The organism is Acinetobacter sp. MF4640 (assembly GCF_002018895.1).
In the GTDB taxonomy this organism is placed as follows: Bacteria; Pseudomonadota; Gammaproteobacteria; order Pseudomonadales; family Moraxellaceae; genus Acinetobacter; species Acinetobacter johnsonii.
On sequence record NZ_MVOM01000036.1, the window covers coordinates 23,501 to 42,051 of the forward strand.

General features: G+C 42.1%; 21 protein-coding genes. 12 read left to right on the forward strand and 9 right to left on the reverse strand.

What is annotated here, in order from left to right; genetic code table 11:
* Positions 1 to 36: 36 nt before the first annotated feature.
* From atpE to MF4640_RS12605, 8 genes are all read left to right on the forward strand, one after another.
* Positions 37 to 282 carry a F0F1 ATP synthase subunit C gene (atpE, locus tag MF4640_RS12570; RefSeq protein ID WP_000424060.1) on the forward strand — a complete coding sequence of 82 codons (246 nt, stop codon included), beginning with the start codon at positions 37 to 39 and terminating at the stop codon, positions 280 to 282.
* A gap of 38 nt (positions 283 to 320) precedes the next feature.
* Complete coding sequence (locus MF4640_RS12575; protein WP_004684420.1) at positions 321 to 791, forward strand: F0F1 ATP synthase subunit B; 471 nt, start codon at positions 321 to 323, stop codon at positions 789 to 791.
* Between the two features lie 12 nt (positions 792 to 803).
* Positions 804 to 1,340, forward strand: a complete 537-nt coding sequence (locus MF4640_RS12580) for a F0F1 ATP synthase subunit delta (protein WP_004984037.1) — start codon at positions 804 to 806, stop codon at positions 1,338 to 1,340.
* Between the two features lie 44 nt (positions 1,341 to 1,384).
* Positions 1,385 to 2,929: a F0F1 ATP synthase subunit alpha gene (gene atpA, locus MF4640_RS12585; RefSeq protein ID WP_004684423.1), complete on the forward strand. Its 1,545-nt coding sequence runs from the start codon at positions 1,385 to 1,387 to the stop codon at positions 2,927 to 2,929.
* An 88-nt stretch (positions 2,930 to 3,017) separates the two neighbouring features.
* On the forward strand, positions 3,018 to 3,887 hold the full coding sequence (gene atpG, locus MF4640_RS12590; RefSeq protein WP_016165599.1) for a F0F1 ATP synthase subunit gamma: 870 nt from the start codon (positions 3,018 to 3,020) through the stop codon (positions 3,885 to 3,887).
* 26 nt (positions 3,888 to 3,913) lie between these two features.
* Positions 3,914 to 5,308: a F0F1 ATP synthase subunit beta gene (atpD, locus tag MF4640_RS12595; protein WP_004684425.1), complete on the forward strand. Its 1,395-nt coding sequence runs from the start codon at positions 3,914 to 3,916 to the stop codon at positions 5,306 to 5,308.
* A 26-nt stretch (positions 5,309 to 5,334) separates the two neighbouring features.
* Positions 5,335 to 5,754, forward strand: a complete 420-nt coding sequence (locus MF4640_RS12600; RefSeq protein WP_004684427.1) for a F0F1 ATP synthase subunit epsilon — start codon at positions 5,335 to 5,337, stop codon at positions 5,752 to 5,754.
* 358 nt (positions 5,755 to 6,112) lie between these two features.
* Positions 6,113 to 6,433, forward strand: a complete 321-nt coding sequence (locus MF4640_RS12605; RefSeq protein ID WP_035327186.1) for a hypothetical protein — start codon at positions 6,113 to 6,115, stop codon at positions 6,431 to 6,433.
* Between the two features lie 31 nt (positions 6,434 to 6,464).
* Here MF4640_RS12605 and MF4640_RS12610 read toward each other — a convergent pair whose 3' ends face one another.
* From MF4640_RS12610 to MF4640_RS12635, 6 genes are all read right to left on the reverse strand, one after another.
* Positions 6,465 to 7,400: a hypothetical protein gene (locus MF4640_RS12610; protein ID WP_078389791.1), complete on the reverse strand. Its 936-nt coding sequence runs from the start codon at positions 7,398 to 7,400 to the stop codon at positions 6,465 to 6,467.
* An 81-nt stretch (positions 7,401 to 7,481) separates the two neighbouring features.
* Positions 7,482 to 7,925 (reverse strand): AAA family ATPase, encoded by a 444-nt coding sequence (locus MF4640_RS12615; RefSeq protein ID WP_078389793.1) that lies wholly within the window; start codon positions 7,923 to 7,925, stop codon positions 7,482 to 7,484.
* Between the two features lie 90 nt (positions 7,926 to 8,015).
* Positions 8,016 to 8,606: a hypothetical protein gene (locus MF4640_RS12620; RefSeq protein WP_101495484.1), complete on the reverse strand. Its 591-nt coding sequence runs from the start codon at positions 8,604 to 8,606 to the stop codon at positions 8,016 to 8,018.
* A gap of 134 nt (positions 8,607 to 8,740) precedes the next feature.
* Complete coding sequence (locus MF4640_RS12625; RefSeq protein WP_078389797.1) at positions 8,741 to 9,115, reverse strand: RcnB family protein; 375 nt, start codon at positions 9,113 to 9,115, stop codon at positions 8,741 to 8,743.
* 198 nt (positions 9,116 to 9,313) lie between these two features.
* Positions 9,314 to 9,859: a glutathione peroxidase gene (locus tag MF4640_RS12630; RefSeq protein ID WP_004984048.1), complete on the reverse strand. Its 546-nt coding sequence runs from the start codon at positions 9,857 to 9,859 to the stop codon at positions 9,314 to 9,316.
* A 123-nt stretch (positions 9,860 to 9,982) separates the two neighbouring features.
* Positions 9,983 to 10,537, reverse strand: coding sequence for a hypothetical protein (locus tag MF4640_RS12635; RefSeq protein ID WP_005401885.1), 555 nt, complete (start codon positions 10,535 to 10,537; stop codon positions 9,983 to 9,985).
* A 336-nt stretch (positions 10,538 to 10,873) separates the two neighbouring features.
* Between MF4640_RS12635 and MF4640_RS12640 the strand changes: the two genes are divergently transcribed.
* The gene (locus tag MF4640_RS12640; protein ID WP_078389798.1) at positions 10,874 to 11,794 is read left to right on the forward strand and encodes a DMT family transporter; all 921 of its coding nucleotides are present in this window, start codon (positions 10,874 to 10,876) and stop codon (positions 11,792 to 11,794) included.
* 399 nt (positions 11,795 to 12,193) lie between these two features.
* On the opposite strand, the gene MF4640_RS12645 is transcribed toward MF4640_RS12640, so the two are convergent.
* The 3 genes from MF4640_RS12645 to MF4640_RS12655 are packed head-to-tail and all read right to left on the reverse strand — an operon-like array spanning position 12,194 to position 15,119.
* On the reverse strand, positions 12,194 to 12,763 hold the full coding sequence (locus MF4640_RS12645) for an L-threonylcarbamoyladenylate synthase (protein ID WP_078389799.1): 570 nt from the start codon (positions 12,761 to 12,763) through the stop codon (positions 12,194 to 12,196).
* Between the two features lie 45 nt (positions 12,764 to 12,808).
* Positions 12,809 to 13,942, reverse strand: a complete 1,134-nt coding sequence (dprA, locus tag MF4640_RS12650; protein WP_078389801.1) for a DNA-processing protein DprA — start codon at positions 13,940 to 13,942, stop codon at positions 12,809 to 12,811.
* A 22-nt stretch (positions 13,943 to 13,964) separates the two neighbouring features.
* Entirely contained in the window at positions 13,965 to 15,119 is a 1,155-nt protein-coding gene (locus tag MF4640_RS12655) for a LysM peptidoglycan-binding domain-containing protein (protein WP_078389803.1), read from the reverse strand.
* Between the two features lie 120 nt (positions 15,120 to 15,239).
* Between MF4640_RS12655 and def the strand changes: the two genes are divergently transcribed.
* From def to MF4640_RS12670, 3 genes are all read left to right on the forward strand, one after another.
* Positions 15,240 to 15,773 carry a peptide deformylase gene (gene def, locus MF4640_RS12660; protein WP_004684452.1) on the forward strand — a complete coding sequence of 178 codons (534 nt, stop codon included), beginning with the start codon at positions 15,240 to 15,242 and terminating at the stop codon, positions 15,771 to 15,773.
* A gap of 89 nt (positions 15,774 to 15,862) precedes the next feature.
* Complete coding sequence (locus MF4640_RS12665; protein ID WP_078389804.1) at positions 15,863 to 16,300, forward strand: DUF2946 family protein; 438 nt, start codon at positions 15,863 to 15,865, stop codon at positions 16,298 to 16,300.
* Between the two features lie 72 nt (positions 16,301 to 16,372).
* Complete coding sequence (locus MF4640_RS12670; RefSeq protein WP_078389805.1) at positions 16,373 to 18,436, forward strand: TonB-dependent copper receptor; 2,064 nt, start codon at positions 16,373 to 16,375, stop codon at positions 18,434 to 18,436.
* Positions 18,437 to 18,551: the final 115 nt, after the last annotated feature.

Genomic DNA, 18,551 nt, shown 5'->3' on the forward strand with positions numbered 1-18,551 from the left:
TTAATTTGGTATAAACCTAACCTCTGAGGAATTATCATGGAACTCACTTTAGGTCTAGTTGCAATTGCATCTGCTATCTTGATCGCTTTTGGTGCTTTAGGTACTGCGATTGGTTTTGGTCTTTTAGGCGGTCGCTTCCTTGAAGCTGTTGCACGTCAACCAGAATTGGCTCCACAACTTCAAACTCGTATGTTCTTAATCGCGGGTCTTCTTGATGCTGTGCCTATGATCGGTGTTGGTATTGGCTTGTTCTTCATCTTTGCTAATCCATTTGTAGGTTAATCAGCTTAATTCCTAAATTAAACTATTGAGGAATAGCAATGAATATCAACCTCACATTGATTGGCCAAGCGATTGCATTTGCGATGTTTGTCGCATTCTGCATGAAATTTGTATGGCCACCACTAATCAATGCGATTAGTGAGCGTCAGCGTAAAATCGCTGATGGCTTAAACGCTGCTGAAAAAGCAAAAGCTGATCTTGCGGATGCGCAAGCTCAAGTGAAAGCTGAATTAGATGCAGCGAAAGCGCAAGCGGCTCAATTGATCGAACAAGCGAACCGTCGCGGTGCACAATTGGTAGAAGAAGCTCGTACTCAAGCGTCAGCTGAAGGTGAGCGTATTCGTCAACAAGCAAAAGAAGCTGTTGATACAGAAATCAATTCTGCTCGTGAAGAATTACGTCAACAAGTTGCTGATCTTGCAGTAACAGGTGCTGAGAAAATTCTTAGCCAAAAAGTTGATGCTGAAGCTCACAATGCCATGCTGACTCAGCTGGCTGCTAAACTTTAAGAGAGGCGGATTATGGCTGAACTCTTGACGTTGGCACGCCCGTACGCTAAAGCAGCATTTGCTTACGCTTCTGAGCAAAATGCAACTGACTCTTGGTCATCTGCATTGAACTTGCTCAGTGCTGCGGTGCAAGACGAAGCATTTTCAGCTTTCTTAACTCGCCCTGAGCTTACTCCTGCTGAGCAGGTAAGTCTTTTTGCAAAAGTATTAGGCGAAGACCAAACTGCAGCAGTGTCAAACTTTTTGACATTGCTTGCTGAAAACAACCGTTTGGCGCTTCTTCCTGAAATTTCTGCTGAATACGAGCAGCTCAAATCACAGAATAACAATACTGTGGATGTAGTGATTGAATCTGCATTCCCATTGACTTCTGTACAAGAACAATTACTTGCACATGCTTTAGAGAAAAAATTCGAAGCTGCGGTAAATGTTTCTGTAGAAGTTAAACCAGAGCTTATTGCTGGTGTTGTTATTCGTGCAGGCGACCAAGTGATAGATGATTCTGCGCTTAACAAGCTAGAAAAAATGCGGACTCGTCTTCTTGCTTAATTGCATATGAAGACTGAACTTTAAAAAGATTGAGGTATAGCGCAATGCAACAACTGAATCCATCCGAGATCAGTGCGCTCATTAAACAGCGTATCGGCGATCTGGACACCAGCGCGACCGCTAAAAACGAAGGGACCATTGTTATGGTTTCCGACGGTATTGTGCGTATTCACGGCCTTGCTGATGCAATGTACGGTGAAATGATCGAATTCGACGGCGGCTTATACGGTATGGCACTGAACCTAGAACAGGATTCAGTGGGCGTCGTTGTTTTAGGTAACTACTTAAGCCTTCAAGAAGGTCAAAAAGCGCGTTGCACAGGTCGTGTATTAGAAGTTCCGGTTGGTCCAGAACTTTTAGGCCGTGTAGTAGATGCTTTGGGTAACCCAATTGATGGTAAAGGCCCAATTGATGCAAAATTAACTGATGCTGTTGAAAAAGTAGCACCAGGCGTAATTTGGCGTCAATCAGTGGATCAACCTGTACAAACTGGTTATAAATCAGTAGATACAATGATCCCTGTAGGTCGTGGTCAGCGTGAGTTGATCATTGGTGACCGTCAAACTGGTAAAACAGCGATGGCGATCGATGCGATCATCGCTCAGAAAAACTCTGGCATTAAATGTGTATACGTAGCTATTGGTCAAAAACAATCGACTATTGCTAACGTTGTGCGCAAGCTAGAAGAAACTGGCGCTATGGCGTATACCACTGTTGTAGCAGCAGCTGCAGCCGATCCAGCAGCAATGTTGTACTTGGCTCCATACTCTGGCTGTACAATGGGCGAATACTTCCGTGACCGCGGTGAAGATGCACTAATCATTTATGATGATTTGTCTAAGCAAGCTGTTGCTTACCGTCAAATTTCATTGTTATTACGTCGTCCACCAGGTCGTGAAGCGTATCCAGGTGACGTATTCTATCTTCACTCTCGTCTTCTTGAGCGTGCTTCGCGCGTTTCTGCTGACTACGTTGAGAAATTCACGAATGGTGAAGTTAAAGGCCAAACTGGTTCATTAACTGCATTGCCAATCATTGAAACTCAAGCGGGTGACGTATCTGCATTCGTACCAACGAACGTAATTTCGATCACTGACGGTCAGATCTTCCTTGAAACATCATTATTCAACGCAGGTATTCGTCCTGCTGTGAACGCGGGTATCTCTGTATCTCGTGTTGGTGGTTCAGCGCAGACTAAGATCATCAAAAAATTGTCTGGTGGTATCCGTACTGCTTTGGCGCAATACCGTGAATTGGCAGCATTTGCTCAGTTCGCTTCTGACCTTGATGAAGCAACTCGTAAGCAACTTGAACATGGTCAACGTGTAACTGAATTAATGAAGCAAAAACAATATGCTCCATATTCAATTGCTGACCAAGCTGTTTCAATTTATGCATCTAACGAAGGCTATATGGCTGACGTTGAAGTGAAGAAAATCGTAGACTTTGATGCTGCGTTAATCTCTTACTTCCGTTCAGAAAATGCTGCGTTAATGCAAAACATCGATGAAACTGGTGATTACAACAAAGACATCGAAGCTGCAATCAAAGCAGGTATTGAAAGCTTTAAAGCGACTCAAACTTACTAATTCCAACTTTAGTTGGATTTAGTTTTGGTTTGGTTCACGGATCAACCTTCGAGGGCTCGAAAGGGCCTTCGAATACTAGGTTAAGCGTATGGCAAATTTAAAAGAAATTCGCGCCAAAGTAGCTAGTATCAAAAGCACGCAGAAAATTACTCGCGCGATGCAGATGGTAGCAGCTTCTAAGATGCGTCGTGCGCAAGAGCGCATGGCTCAAGGCCGTCCGTATGCCGAAAATATGCACCGTGTAATTGCTCACTTGGTTCAAGCGAATCCTGAATACAAACACCGTTATATGGTTGAACGCCCTGTAAAGCGCGTTGGCTATATCATTGTGTCTTCAGATCGTGGCCTTGCTGGTGGTTTGAACATTAACTTGTTCAAAAAAGTGGTTAAACACGTACAACAGCAACAAGAGCAGTCAATTGAAGTTCAATTTGCTTTAATTGGTCAAAAAGCGGTTTCGTTTTTTAAAAACTACGGCGGTAAAGTGCTGGGTGCTACGACAAATGTCGGTGATACACCAAGCCTTGAACAGTTATCTGGTTCTGTGCAGGTGATGTTAGACGCGTTTGATAAAGGCGAGTTAGATCGTATTTATCTCGTATCCAACGGCTTTGTCAATGCCATGACTCAAAATCAAAAGATCGAACAACTTGTGCCTTTAGCGACTGCTGAAGAAAACAAGACGCTTAACCGTCAATACGGTTGGGACTACATCTATGAGCCAGAAGCTGAAGAGCTTTTAAATGGCTTATTGGTTCGTTATATCGAGTCTGTGGTATACCAAGGCGTGATCGAAAACATCGCGTGTGAGCAGTCAGCTCGTATGGTTGCAATGAAAGCTGCAACTGACAACGCAGGTGAATTGATCAAGAGCCTACAACTTATTTATAACAAGCTGCGTCAAGCCGCGATTACTCAGGAAATTTCTGAGATCGTTGGTGGTGCCGCTGCCGTTTAACATTATTTTGAATTGAGGAGACAGCAATGAGTAGCGGTCGTATCATTCAGATCATCGGCGCGGTTATCGACGTCGAGTTTGAACGTAACAGCGTTCCTAAGATCTATGACGCTCTCCACGTTGATGGCACTGAAACTACATTAGAAGTTCAGCAACAACTTGGTGATGGCGTAGTTCGTACTATTGCAATGGGTTCTACTGAAGGCCTTAAGCGTGGTTTGAACGTAACGAATACTAACGCGCCAATCTCTGTACCAGTAGGTACAGCGACTTTGGGTCGTATCATGGACGTTCTTGGTCGCCCTATCGACGAAGCTGGTCCAGTTGCGACTGAAGCGCGTTTGCCGATTCACCGTCAAGCACCTTCTTATGCTGAACAAGCAGCTTCTACTGACCTTTTAGAAACTGGTATTAAAGTCATTGACTTACTATGCCCGTTCGCTAAAGGTGGTAAAGTTGGTCTGTTCGGTGGTGCCGGTGTTGGTAAAACTGTAAACATGATGGAGTTGATCAACAACATCGCGAAAGCGCACTCAGGTTTATCTGTGTTTGCTGGTGTTGGTGAGCGTACTCGTGAAGGTAACGACTTCTATCACGAGATGAAAGACTCAAACGTTCTAGACAAAGTAGCAATGGTCTACGGTCAGATGAACGAGCCACCGGGTAACCGTTTACGCGTAGCGTTGACTGGTTTGACCATGGCTGAGTACTTCCGTGACGAGAAAGACGAAAACGGCAAAGGCCGTGACGTACTATTGTTCGTAGACAACATCTACCGTTATACACTAGCAGGTACTGAAGTATCAGCACTTCTAGGTCGTATGCCGTCTGCAGTAGGTTACCAACCGACACTTGCAGAAGAGATGGGTGTTCTTCAAGAACGTATTACATCGACTAAGTCTGGTTCTATTACGTCAATCCAAGCGGTATACGTACCTGCCGATGACTTAACAGATCCATCGCCTGCAACTACGTTTGCTCACTTAGATGCAACTGTAGTATTGAGCCGTGACATCGCATCTTCTGGTATTTACCCAGCGATCGATCCACTTGACTCAACTTCACGTCAGTTAGATCCACTAGTAGTGGGTGCTGAGCATTACGAGATTGCTCGTTCAGTTCAAAACGTTCTTCAACGTTATAAAGAATTGAAAGACATCATCGCGATTCTTGGTATGGACGAACTTGCAGAAGAAGATAAGTTGACTGTTTACCGTGCGCGTAAAATCCAACGTTTCTTCTCTCAACCGTTCCACGTAGCTGAAGTGTTTACTGGTGCTCCTGGTAAACTTGTACCGCTTAAAGAAACGATTCGTGGCTTTAAAGGTCTTTTAGCTGGTGAATATGACCACATTCCAGAACAAGCGTTCTATATGGTTGGTGGTATTGACGAAGTAATTGCTAAAGCTGAGAAACTTTAATTAGTTACCTAATTTAGGAGATTCTCATGTCGACTATGCAGTGTGATGTTGTAAGTGTTCAAGAGTCTTTGTACTCTGGCGCTGTAACGATGCTAATTGCTAAAGGTGCTGGTGGTGAATTGGGTATTATGCCTGGTCACGCGCCACTAGTAACTTTACTCAAGCCGGGTACAATCCGTGTTCTGCTTGAAAACGGTACAGAAGAGTTAATCTATGTATCTGGTGGTGTTTTAGAAGTTCAACCGCATGTTGTTACGGTTCTTGCAGATACTGCAGTCCGTGCAGAAAACTTAGATGAAGCAGCAATTCTTGAAGCGCGTAAACACGCTGAACAATTGCTTGCGAATCAAAAGAGCGACTTGGACTCGGCTGCTGCTTTGGCTGCTCTTGCAGAAACTGCTGCTCAGTTGGAAACCATCCGCAAAATCAAAAACCGCGCTCAATAAGAGACGGTTTGAGATTAAAAAAAGCCACCGAAAGGTGGCTTTTTTTTATGTCTGTTGATCAAAATGCGTCAATTGCTTATTTCATGATGAGTTTGTTGGTTTTTTAGTTGTCATTGTTCAAATGGACTGGATTGGTCTGCTGCATACATGCAATCTTTGTTTTGCATGATAGTGCTTCGTCTTTTAACTGTACGCTGGCTTGTAGAATATTTTGAATACACAATTTTTAAAATTCATCTGAATCAATGCTCCTATGCTTGATATATTTCGTTAAGCAAGGACATAGCTATCTAAAGTTGCATATCTTTTATTCAACAGAAGTTATATTTTGAAAGCTTCTCTGTAAGCGAAGATGAAGATGAACCTGATTGCGCATGAATCCCACTTTTGGGAACTTTACCAAGATTTTGAGCATTATTATCTGAGTATTGCAGTCGACATGAGCTCAGTGGTTTCGTGTTGGGACTTGGTACTGACTTCAGAAGAAATATTACAATATGAACATCGGGGTCGCGCGAGTATTCAGGAGCTGACCAAAGCCATGATTGACGCAGCTTATAAGGGTGATTTTTCAATGATGGAAGCACGTTTAGCCAAGCCATATGAGCGTCACGCTATGCAAAAGGCTTTTAAAGAATGGTTAGCACAGAGCAAAACTCAGGAACAGTCTTCGTTTTGATGAGGTGTGAGCTCAAAGCATTATTTTAAATTTATTTCAAAAAGCTTTGACGCAATTGGCTGAACATCATGCGGCTAACGCTATTGTGTTGAGTCTCAATCAACTTTTTGATTTGCTCAACTTGAGGTTCATCTTCAGGAATCACAATCTCTGGATCGATTTCGATATCCGAATTGGACATGGTATTGGACGGCTGTGCAAGCAAATTTGAAGATGGGTGTTCGGCATGCCAAAGCTGTGTTTCGAGTGACATGATGTACTTATATTCATCGGTATTGGGGTTAAACCGCTTATATAGTCTCAGGTCTTGCATTGCATCTTGACGGCTTCGATCAGGCATATCTGTTTCGACTTCCAACCATTCAGAGATAACTGGATGAATTTCATGTTGCATCAGTTGGTAATAAAGCCAATCGCTGAGTAGGCTATGATCGATGTCAGACAGATATGGGCTGTTGTGTTGCAGCAATTGTTGTAAGTGTTCGAGAACCAAAACTTCTTGCTTTTGTAAGGCATAGCGCGCTTCAGCATCAAATTGTTGGTATTCTTCGGCTGGAATTTCAGTGAAATGTTGCTGTTCAATGAAGGCATCTACAATATGCGTTTGAAATAAGGTATTCCATTGCTCTAGCGCATGAATTTCGAGCTGTTGTAGCTCTTTAAACGCTTTGCTTTGATAGCGGCTGAGCTGCAGGCGCTGAATATTTTGCTGGTTGAACTCAATTTTTTGTTTGATGTATTCAGCATAAGCACCTTGTTGTTTGGGGCTGACAGGGCTTACAACATCGACCAAAAGTAACTGCTGTTGTTGTTTGTATTTGAGCCAGTCCTGAATACGTTGAACCTCTTTATGCTCTTTAGAAAAAAACTGGGTTAAGTGTGGCGTGGTTTTTTCAGGCATTAAAAAGTGCATCCCGCCAAAGACGATGATTGCTAAACAGGCGATCACAAGAATGACTTTTTTCATTATAAAAATGTTTTTCTGTGTTTCTTATTTGTACATGGTAGCCTAAAAATGAGAAATAGTTAATGTTTTTTCATTAAAGCTTCAAATCTGTATGGGTGAAATTGAAAATTCACCTTGCCCGAGAATACGAACTTTATACAGTGCATCAAAGCCTTCAGCGTAGTGTGGAGGTTCAAATTTTTGAGCGGTGGCTCTGATTCCGACTTCAGGAATGCAGGCTTTGCCTTCACGTAAGTGGTTGCGTTCAAGTGCACTTTTAAGCTCAGTCTCAAAGAAATAGCCAACAATTTCAAAGCCTGCAGCCTGAGCACTAGCAATATAACGGGCCCGATCGGCTAACGTAGGGTTGGTATTATCAATCACCATTTTGGTTTTGGAGGCGAGTCCTGCTTCAAAAATGATTTTTTCACGATGTCGTGTTTTCAGCATATCGAGGTTGATGCGCAAATGGCTATGTGCCAAATTCAGCAGATAATAGCTCGATTTTCCCGAAGCTTGGATGCCCATAAAAATAATCAGCTGCATGTGTGAAATCGTGCCTCAATCAAAGTAGGAGAAAACGGTTGTAGTCATTTTCTCCTACTCTATTGCTGAAAGCACCAATATTTACATGTTTTAAGATTGGTTTGTGTTTGAGCTATCATTCTCAGCTTGTTGCGGAATCATCATTGAAGCCAGTTTCAACATTTCAGATTGGATCGTGCCCATTTGCTGTTGTATCTTTTTAAAGTCGACTTGGCTAAAATCCACTTGTCCATTTAAAAAAGGCGAAGCTAAAACTTGTTGGTTAGCAGACAGTAATTTTTCACGGATATCATTGATTTCTTGGGTTTTAAGATTCAGGCCATTCAAGGCATTATTGAAACCTGTAAGCTGTTGTTGTAAAGCTGTCGCGGCTTCTTGCAACTGTTGCTGATCGTGCTGTTCAATTGCGGTCTGCAAGTCATTTTGGGTTTCTTGCAGCTGAGTGACATATTCGCCTGCTTTTAATTGCATATCTGCAACATCACGCACGATATAGAGCATGTTGCCACTTTTCAGTTCAGCTTTTTCAGGGCTTTGTGTATTCGCTGATTGGTGTTGCTCAGATGACTCAGTCTGGATGTCTTGCTGATTCGGCTCTGTTGCTTGCTCACAGCCAATGAGTAGGATGCCTGAACTAAACAGTGCAAAAGGAAGAACTAAGTTTTGTAAAAGCTTTTTCATCATCAAATCAATATTGGGCTATGTGTTTTTTAATATAAGGGCAAAATGTGTAGATAAAATGCTGGGTTTCAAAGTCATAACAAAACTTTTTAAAACAAAAAAAGAGTGCCTGAGCACTCTTCATTTACAGCAGTTTAACCAGCAATGATTTTAATAATGGAATGATTGCGAATGTCTGTCAGTACATAGTCGCCATTCACTTTAATCCACTGTTGGTTTTTACCGGGTTTGCTGAGTTTTTTGTATTTTTGGTGATCTACTTTATAGGCATTGCTATGGTAAGCGCTTGGGAGTTTTTGACCTGCTTTCCAGTCTTGAGATGGACGGTTGGCTTTTTTGACAGTGGCATGGGTTGGTTGTTGATGTCCATTTGAAGTCTGCTTTTGCGCATGTCCATGTGACTGAGCTGCTTGATGTTGCTGATGTTGTTCTTGTGGTGCTGCTAGTGCAGGAAGGGCAATCAATGCGGTTGAGATAGATAAAACGGCTGCTTTTATAAATGTATTCATGAGCTTCACTTTGGGTTGTCTTGAGCGGATAGATGCATCATAGAGTGAAGTGTTTGATTGATCGTGAATGAAGTGTTGTAAAATTATCAAAATAAAGAAGAAATCATGAGGATCGAACCGATTCGAGTGTCATTACTCATTTAAAAAAATAAAATATAAGCAGCCGTTAAATTTGACTGCTTATAAACAGCTTCAGGCTTATTTGGCCAATTCGGCATTGATGGCATCGACAATACGCGGATCATTGGCCGTAATGTCCGGTGCAAAACGCGCAACCACTTCGCCATTTTTATTGATTAAGAATTTCTCAAAGTTCCACAGCACTTCAGGTGGTTCGTTCGGTGTTAAACCATAGTCCACCAAGTCTTTCCACCAAGGGCCTTCACCAATGCGTTCAGGCACCGCTTGGGTGAGCGTTTCATATAACGGATGCTTATCATCCCCAGCAACCGAGATTTTTGAAAAAAGCGGGAAATCCACTTGATAGTTTAAAGAGCAGAATTCTTGAATTTCAGCGTCTGAACCCGGTTCTTGTGCCAAGAAATTGTTCGCAGGAAAACCTAGAATCTCTAAACCCTGTGATTTTTTGTCTTGATAGAGTTTTTCTAAGCCTTCGTACTGCGGTGTGAGACCGCATTTAGATGCCACATTCACCACCAAGAGAACTTTACCTTGGTATTGGTTTAAGTTGATGTCTTCGCCCTGAATGGATTTGACAGGAATGTTATAAATCGAAGTGCTCATTTGCGTGTCCTTATACGATGTGCATTTTATTGTGTTGGAAGCGTTCGACAAAGTCACGCCCATTTGCGGATTGATCGCAACAAAAAAGCAAGCCAAGGCTTGCTTTAAAGGGTAGGGAGGTCATTAAGACGCTGGAGCCGCTTTGACTTTCGCTTCCAAAGCCGTTACGTCAGCAATGATCGATTTCTGCAATTCAGTGGCTTTGTTTTGAAGTTCGGTGATTTTCGCGCTATCTGGCGTTGTTTTTGTACTTTCTTTGGTGAGCTCGACACCCAGATCATTGGCGTCCTGCATTTTTTCACGTAAAGCATCTACTTCAGCACTTTTTAAGGTTAAGGCATCTAATTCATCATTAAATTGCTTCACATAGGTTTCTGTTTTTTCAACCATGGCTTTAATTTGAGCGGGATCCTTTTTCTCTAAGGTTGCACTCACTTCTTTTTGAAACGCGGCGGCTTCTTGAGCTTTGGCATTCGATAGCGTTTGTACGGCTAACAAATCGGCTTGAATATCGGCAATATTATTATTGCTATGATTAGCAACGATAGTGGTTGCTTCGGTTGAGGTCGCTTCAGATGCAGACGTCGTTTGTTCAACGGCTGGCTCAGTTCCTTTTTTTTCGCACGCAGCCAAAGTAAGTGTGGCCATACAAACTGTGGTTAAAAGTAACTTTTTCATAACGACATCCTTCTATCGGGAAATATGTTTTTGTAGGCCAGAGTTTAAGAGCAATGACCAATCAATTAAAAAAATACGTTCGCTAGAACAGCATTAATACGATGCAGAGATCGTTGACATTGTTCTATGGTGTTTTTGTAGAGTGAAGCTGCTGAAATGCATCAATTTGTTGAAATGTATCGTTTTATATTATCTTAATATTATGTTTTTTATTAATTTTATATTTTAAGATAAATGTATCAATTATGTGTGATACCAAAATGATATTCGAATAAATCATAAAAATGTTTTACCATTCATTTAAATTTTGCAAACAAAAGCTAAACGGGAAAAAGAATGAGTACCACAACACAACGTATGTATTGGGCTTTGAGTCTCCCTATCATCGCCGTACTCATTTGGTCGATCAATATTGTCGTTACGCGTTATGTAGCTGATTTCATTTCGCCAGTCAGTATTAGTTTTTATCGGTGGTTCTTTGCATTCATTCTGTTAACGCCTTTTGTTGTGCGACCTTTATGTCTTCAGTGGGCATTAATTCGAGCGCATTTGGGTCAGTTGGCAGTGCTAAGTGCATTTGGCCTAGTGTTGTATCAGGGCTTAGCCTACACCGCAGCGCACTATACGACCGCGACTAATATGGGACTGATTAATGCCTTTATTCCGATCTTTACCATTTTTGTTTCACTGCTGATCTTAAAAGATATTCCAAATCGTTTTGCGATGATCGGGAGTATTTTATCTTTTGCAGGTTTGGTTTATATCATTGGGCAGGGCAATCTTGCAGGCTTAGTTCAATCGGGTGGGCATTTGGGTGACGTCCTGATGGTGGTTGCGGTATTCTTCTATGCCTTTTATGGGGTGTTTTTGAAAAAGTGGCAATTGCAAATTCCCTTAATGTTGAGCCTCTATGTGCAGATCTTTTTTGCACTGCTTTACCATTTACCTTTTATTGCCTATTTCGGTCTCGATTCAATCAATAGTCAAAATGCGGCAAGTGTTATGTATGCCAGCATTTTCCCTTCCTTAGTTGCCCCTTTACTGTGGATGTTGGCCATTACCCATTTAGGGCCGAATCGAACCAGTATTTTCATGAACTTGATGCCAGTCTTTACCGCAGTGATTGCCTATGTCTGGTTGAAAGAGGCGTGGACGGTTTATCATACGGTCGGTGGAGTGGTCATTATCTGTGGTATTTTACTTGCACAGCGTAAAACAGCATTAAAAACGCCACCTTTAGCAAACTCGATGGATTGATTTTGATTAAAAAACGATCATTTGAATTATTTTTTTAATAGAATAATTCATTAATAAGTTAATTTATTAATGCTATTTTAGATGGTGAATGTATTTAATGTATGCAAAAGCTGATTAAAAATAGGTAGATAATTTGAATTATATTTTAATTATCTCCATTAATCAGCGTTTTAACTCTGTTTTTAATATAAAAAATCTATTTGTTTAGAAATGCAATTTGCTACATAATATGCGCACTGCAAACTTAGGCCAATGTCAAAACGGGTATTAAGTGTTTGCTCATCAGTTTTCAGACCCTCTGGATGTGATTACACATCCTTTTTTATGCTCAGCCATCCCTATATGGCTGAGCTTTTTTTTATCTATTTTTCAGTAAAAATCCTGAGAAAGAGCATGCTTTTAAGCACGAACCACGGCGCCAGTTTCGGCATCGAGTATGCGACTCGGTTCTTGGCTCAAGCCTAGGTCACCATTCAGATAATTCACTTGTTGCGCAAAGTAGTGATTGGCATCTTGTAGTGAACGAGCAGGTGGCAATCCAGCGGGGTTGGCACTGGTGGAGACAATGAAGCCTTGAAAGGCATTGCAAAGCGCCACACAAATCGGATGTGTGGTTACCCGTACAGCAACTTTAGGGTGATTACCTTTAATCCATGTTGGAATATGTTCATTTGCAGGTAACAACCACGTGGTTGCGCGTTCTGATGGACTGCGATCGCTCCAGCTCTCGATCACTTGTTGACGGATGTGGGGATCTAAATGTTCTAAAAGTGGTTCAACTTGAGCAATTTGCCCAGCCAGTAAAATCACCCCTTTTTCAATCGGGCGTTGCTTGATCTGTAAAATATCTAAAAAGGCCTGTTCGTTATACGGATCACAGCCTAAACCCCATACTGCTTCTGTTGGATATGCTAAAACTTGACCTTGTTTTAAACATTGCGCCGCTTCAGTCACAGAGGTGGTAATCATTACACTTTGTACCTTTTATTGATTCATAAAGGGTTATTGTGAACCTTATTGGCTGGAACGGCAACGCAGATAATTGCCAGCCTGTTGTTGTGCGAGCCCCAAAATTTCCAGTTCCATTAACTGGCTGGTGAGTGTGGCAATATCGGTGTTAAGTTTGAAATTAAGTTGATCCATATTTTGTCCCACCCAATCCAGTTGATTATAAAGTTCGAGTAAATCAGATGGGATCTCAATACTAGCGCTTGGGGTGGTTTCTTGTGACTGGGATTGGCTATACCATTGAGTGGGGAGTGCCAAGTCTTCAATGATTTGCTCAGGATGATCGACCAAAATCGCCCCTTCTCGGATCAGTTGATGACAGCCTTGATGGTGTTCACTGTAAATATGACCGGGGATCGCAAAAATGGTTTTCCCTTGTTCAGCAGCAGATTTGGCTGTGCCAAGAGAGCCACTTTTGAGTGCGGCTTCTGCAACCACAACCCCTAAACTCAATGCACTGACGATGCGGTTGCGCCGTGGAAAATTATGCTGTAAAGGCGGTGTATGTGGTAAAAATTCAGTAATGATACAGCCATTATTTTCTAATATTTGCGTACGCAGGGCTTGATGTTGGGACGGGTAAGTGAGATCTAAGCCCGTGCCCATCACTGCAATGGTACGTTGATATTTTAAGCCGCCCTGATGTGCCGCTGCATCAATGCCTTCAGCCAAACCACTGCAAATATAAAAGCCCTTTTCGGCGAGGTAATAGGCAAAGTCATAAGCCACTTGTTTGCCGTGTGGACTGGGTTTTCGACTGCCAACGATAGCAACTTGAGGTTGTAATAGGCTTTGTGGATTACCCTGACCAAATAAAATCGGTGGCCGGTCAGAATAGGGCAGCAGCTGCGAGGGATAATGACTTTCACTATCAAGCAAAATAAAATCACAACTGGCTTGGACGTCATGCAATAAAGTTTGTAATTTGGTTTGTCCAGCAGGTGTTTGGATTTCTGCGACACGTTGTAGATGGCTTTTGTGTAAGCCGAGATTTGGCCAGATCTGAAGATTGGAGGCAGCAACAGCTTTTGTGCTTGTGCCAAAATGCTGCTGTAGTTTTTGAAAGCTTGATAAAGAATGCTGAACCAAATACCACAGGGTGATTGTTGCAATCTGTTCATGTGATAAAGAGTTCAGCATATATACACCTTAAGGCAACGGATTATTCATCCACGACAGAGGGAGAAAGTTTCGCGCCCAAGTTCATTGGTAGTTCGCTGTCGAGCACATAAGCATAGCTGACACGGTCAAAGGTTTTAAAGACCATGATGTTGCCGATCCGCTCCGTTGGAAGGGTCAGTTTTTCATTGGTTTTCGGATCACGAATTTCTTGACCTTTTTGACTAACCGAGAACACATAACCCGATTGAACGCCATCCACTGTGCCACGGTCAATGGTTACAACTGAATGCTTCGCAGCTAGACCAATCGAACCTTGAACACGAATCACTTGTCCACCCCCAGTCACATCTTGTGCATGTGTTGGGTAGAACAAGGTTGGAAGCATGGCGTCGTATTCAGGCAGCACGCGATAACCACGACGTACTTCAGAATTATACGAGTCTGTAATTTCTAAAGTGGACATGTCATTTTCACCACGAATAGCAATGGCTGAACCAACCTGAGTCAATTCTAGACCTAGATTTTGTTTTTTGCCCTCTGCATCCGTCACAATGTACGGTTCGCCTTCACGGTAAATCGCGTAGCGTTGACCGACTTCAATGCCTTGGCCACGTGCATAAACGGTTTGCCCTTTACCTGCAATCACACGCTCATCGGCAGCACCAACGATATACGGTGTACCTTTCAAAGATTCCTCTGAAAGAATGGTGCTGTGTTCAAGCCAGTTTTTAATGTATTCCAGTGGAATCACAGGAATGGCATTGTTTAAAGACTCAACGCGTGCTTGAGGTTGAAGTTTAGTGCCGCCTGTATAACGACGAATAATTCCTTCACAGCCATCACCTTCATCTTTACCAATAATTGGGCGGCCTTCATGAGTACACATCAGTAAGCGGTCACCCGGGAAAATCCAATGCGGATTTTTGACGTGTCTATTGCTGGCCCAAATTTCAGGCCAACGCACAGGATTGTTTAGGAAACGTTTAGAAATATCCCACAGGGTATCGCCTTTTTTCACCACATAAACATTCGGTGCATTGGCTTTTAAAGCAGGTGGATTGTAATTTCGTGTAGGCGCCGCTTGAGCTGTTGAAATCACGCCTGCGCCAACACTTACGCAAACCGCAAGTGCTAACATGTGTTGCTTAAACCCCAAGGCACTAAAAGATGGCATGCCCATAAAAACCTTTTTCATTATCATAATTCCTAAAATTATGTATGTAGTTGCGTTATAATAACGATATTACACACATTTTTTTGATCAAGCATTCCCTTCATTTGGTTTTTTGATCAATGGCATAATTGAGGACGCAGTATGGCCTTATTACCTATTTTAAGTTTTCCTGATCCCCGTCTTCGTACCATTGCAGAACCCGTCGAAGAAGTTACTGATGAAATTCGTCAGCTGGCTGCAGATATGTTTGAAACCATGTATGAAGCGCCAGGCATTGGACTTGCCGCGACACAAGTTGATCGACATATTCAGTTGATTGTCATGGACTTATCTGAACATAAAGATCAACCTTTGGTATTCATTAACCCCAAAGTTACCCCATTGACTGAAGAAACGCAGCCCTATGAAGAAGGCTGCCTATCAGTTCCCCAAATATACGACAAAGTTGAGCGCCCGTCACGCGTAAAGATCGAAGCAATTAACCTTGAAGGTCAAGCATTTGAGATCGAAGCTGACGAACTTCTCGCTGTTTGCATTCAACATGAAATGGATCACTTAAATGGCAAATTGTTCGTCGACTATTTGTCACCACTGAAGCGTCAACGCGCACGTGAAAAAGTGGAAAAATTGACTCGTCAGCGCCAAAAAGACAAAGTAGCTGTAAAACGCGGTTAAGTTTTTTGCTTCAAAATCATCTTTAAAGTGAGCCCAATGTCGATTGGGCTTTGTTATACTGGCCGCGTTCTCAATTCGGATGGAATGGATTGTTTTTTAGAGCTGCGTTGCTACTGTCTTGTGTAGCCGTGTTTTTACAGATTGCTGTTTTTTTACAGCCTTTACTACCGACGCAATATCAAATTGCGCCGGTCTGTGAAACCATTTCGCGTGCGCTTTTACTCAAACCAGTTGAACATCTCAGTTCTCATGCTGAAAAGCATTCCACACATCATCATGAAATGCAGGCTCAGCATGAACTCAGTTCACAACCTGCCGAACACAATCATCATGATGCAAGTCATCAATGCCAATACTGTACGGTATATGGCAATCTCGTGTTGCCGCCTGATTTAGAGTTAAAAGCGGTACTTGACCGTATTCAAGTCCGTTTAATTGCATTCCAAAAAGCCTTTGCGCATGTTTGGTTTGCACTGCAACAACTCTTCTTACTGCCTCAAGGGCGAGCACCGCCACTGTTTGTATAAACCTAGACATATATTTTTCGGGTCTTAACGGACTCTAGCCTAGTTGTATTTATAGATTCAGTGAGAATAAAAATGGCTCAGCCTACATTCTTTTTACAGCCTCTTGCGGCTGCGATTTCTCTTGCTTGTTTTTCAAGTGTAATCTTTGCCGCTGAAGCAGACAGCGCACACATTTTAGCGCCTATCGTGGTGACGGCTCAGCAGGGTAATGATGCCCATGGTCTGATTGTACATGCCGACCCTAAACAACCCACTCAGCCAATTCCTGCGGTTGATGGTGCAGCCTACCTACAAAGTATTGTGGGTTTTAACCAAATCAAAAATGGCGGTGCGAATGGTGACGTCACCTTCCGCGGTATGTTTGGCTCACGTATTAAAATCCTCACAGATGGTACGGAAAATTTAGGCGCATGCCCAAGCCGTATGGATAATCCTGCTTCTTATGTTTCTCCTGAAAGCTATGACAAAATCACAGTCGTGAAAGGGCCACAAACTGTTCAATATGCGCATACCGGTTCAGCCGCAACCGTTATTTTTGAACGTGAGCCTGAACAGCTCACTTCGGCGAAACCTTATCGTGGGCAAGCCAGTGTCATGCTTGGTTCTTACGGTCGTTTGGATCAGAATGTTGAAGCCGCTGTTGGTGACGAAACGAAATACGCACGTTTAAATGCCAACCGTTCGATTGCAGATAGTTATCAAGATGGAGCTGGCAATACGGTTCCGTCCGATTGGGGAAAGTGGAATGCAGATCTCGCGCTGGGCTGGACTCCAAATGAGGACACATGGGTAGAGCTGAAAGGTGGGAAGAGTGATGGTGAGGCTGTTTATGCTGGACGTAGCATGGATGGCTCTAAATTTGCGCGTGAAAGCTTAGGGCTGCGCTTTGAAAAGAAAAATGTCACAGAAGTCATTAAAAAAATTGAAGCACAGGTTAACTATAACTTTAATGACCATGTGATGGATAACTATAGTTTACGTGAGTTTAAACCAAGCATGATGATGCCTGATAGAGCAGCAACTAATGTGGCGCGTAAAACATTAAATACTCGAGTGGCTATAACAGGTGAGTGGGACAAAGTTCAACTAGTTACTGGTGTAGATAGTCAAAATAACGAACATAGTATTCGTAAAACGGATAGTAAGACAGGAATTAGTTATCAAGATCAACCACGTATGACAGATATGAAATATCAATCGGTTGGTGGTTTTGGTGAGTTGACATATCACTTTGATGATCAAAATCGTTTGGTTTCAGGTCTTCGTTTAGATCAAGTGAATGTAAAAGACGAACGTCAAAATTCTGTTGATAAGGGATATAACCGTAAATTAGACAAAACATTAGCAAGCGGTTTTATTCGATTTGAAAATACACATCCTGACCATGATGATGGAAAAACATATATTGGCTTGGGTTACGTAGAGCGTATGCCAGATTATTGGGAATTATTTAGTCCTCAATCTGGCAATGGAAATCCAAATACATTCAATAATATTAATACAGAAAAGACTTTACAGTTAGATGCAGGATATCAACATCAACATGGTGCTTTTAGCTCTTGGGTTTCTTCATATGCAGGTATCATTAATGATTATGTTCTTACGACATATTTGCCATCAATGGGGCATATGAAAATGTTGCAAGCTCACACTCGAAATGTTGATGCTGTGATTGCAGGTGCTGAAGCTGGCATTGGATATCAATTTACAGATGCAATCCAGGCAGATGTGAGCGCAATGTATGCATGGGGTAAAAACACCACAGACAATACACCGTTACCACAAATTTCACCTTTAGAAGCGCGTGTGAACTTACGTTATGTGCAAGACAAATATAATTTTGGATTATTGTGGCGCGTAGTCGATGGTCAAAATCGTATTAGTCAAAACGAAGGTAATATTGTTGGTTATGACCTGAAGGAAAGTGCAGGGTTTACGACATTGTCTATTAATGGTTCATACAACTTAACGAAAGATATAGGTTTGTCGGTTGGTATTGATAACCTATTAGATAAAACCTATACCGAGCATTTAAATAAAATGGGTAACGCAGGTTTTGGGGATGGATTTGCAAGTGATCAGCAATTTAATAATACGGGACGCAATTATTGGGCTCGTATGAGTATGAAGTTCTAATTAAATTGAAATTTTAAATATTTTAAAAGCCATTACTTCTGAGTAGTGGCTTTTTTATAGGAAGATATGGCTTGTGATCTAATATTTTCTTAAAAGTAATATTGATATTGAATAC

Bases quoted from the DNA above. Each gene is read 5' to 3' on its own strand.
- MF4640_RS12610 (WP_078389791.1), bottom strand. From the start codon at position 7,400: ATGAAAAAAGTCATTCTTGTGATCGCCTGTTTAGCAATCATCGTCTTT.
- MF4640_RS12580 (WP_004984037.1), top strand. From the start codon at position 804: ATGGCTGAACTCTTGACGTTGGCACGCCCGTACGCTAAAGCAGCATTT.
- MF4640_RS12620 (WP_101495484.1), bottom strand. From the start codon at position 8,606: ATGAAAAAGCTTTTACAAAACTTAGTTCTTCCTTTTGCACTGTTTAGT.
- MF4640_RS12645 (WP_078389799.1), bottom strand. From the start codon at position 12,763: ATGATTACCACCTCTGTGACTGAAGCGGCGCAATGTTTAAAACAAGGT.
- MF4640_RS12605 (WP_035327186.1), top strand. From the start codon at position 6,113: ATGAACCTGATTGCGCATGAATCCCACTTTTGGGAACTTTACCAAGAT.
- MF4640_RS12655 (WP_078389803.1), bottom strand. From the start codon at position 15,119: ATGAAAAAGGTTTTTATGGGCATGCCATCTTTTAGTGCCTTGGGGTTT.
- atpG (WP_016165599.1), top strand. From the start codon at position 3,018: ATGGCAAATTTAAAAGAAATTCGCGCCAAAGTAGCTAGTATCAAAAGC.
- atpD (WP_004684425.1), top strand. From the start codon at position 3,914: ATGAGTAGCGGTCGTATCATTCAGATCATCGGCGCGGTTATCGACGTC.
- MF4640_RS12670 (WP_078389805.1), top strand. From the start codon at position 16,373: ATGGCTCAGCCTACATTCTTTTTACAGCCTCTTGCGGCTGCGATTTCT.
- MF4640_RS12600 (WP_004684427.1), top strand. From the start codon at position 5,335: ATGTCGACTATGCAGTGTGATGTTGTAAGTGTTCAAGAGTCTTTGTAC.
- atpA (WP_004684423.1), top strand. From the start codon at position 1,385: ATGCAACAACTGAATCCATCCGAGATCAGTGCGCTCATTAAACAGCGT.
- MF4640_RS12635 (WP_005401885.1), bottom strand. From the start codon at position 10,537: ATGAAAAAGTTACTTTTAACCACAGTTTGTATGGCCACACTTACTTTG.
- def (WP_004684452.1), top strand. From the start codon at position 15,240: ATGGCCTTATTACCTATTTTAAGTTTTCCTGATCCCCGTCTTCGTACC.
- MF4640_RS12630 (WP_004984048.1), bottom strand. From the start codon at position 9,859: ATGAGCACTTCGATTTATAACATTCCTGTCAAATCCATTCAGGGCGAA.
- MF4640_RS12640 (WP_078389798.1), top strand. From the start codon at position 10,874: ATGAGTACCACAACACAACGTATGTATTGGGCTTTGAGTCTCCCTATC.
- MF4640_RS12625 (WP_078389797.1), bottom strand. From the start codon at position 9,115: ATGAATACATTTATAAAAGCAGCCGTTTTATCTATCTCAACCGCATTG.
- MF4640_RS12615 (WP_078389793.1), bottom strand. From the start codon at position 7,925: ATGCAGCTGATTATTTTTATGGGCATCCAAGCTTCGGGAAAATCGAGC.
- dprA (WP_078389801.1), bottom strand. From the start codon at position 13,942: ATGCTGAACTCTTTATCACATGAACAGATTGCAACAATCACCCTGTGG.
- atpE (WP_000424060.1), top strand. From the start codon at position 37: ATGGAACTCACTTTAGGTCTAGTTGCAATTGCATCTGCTATCTTGATC.
- MF4640_RS12575 (WP_004684420.1), top strand. From the start codon at position 321: ATGAATATCAACCTCACATTGATTGGCCAAGCGATTGCATTTGCGATG.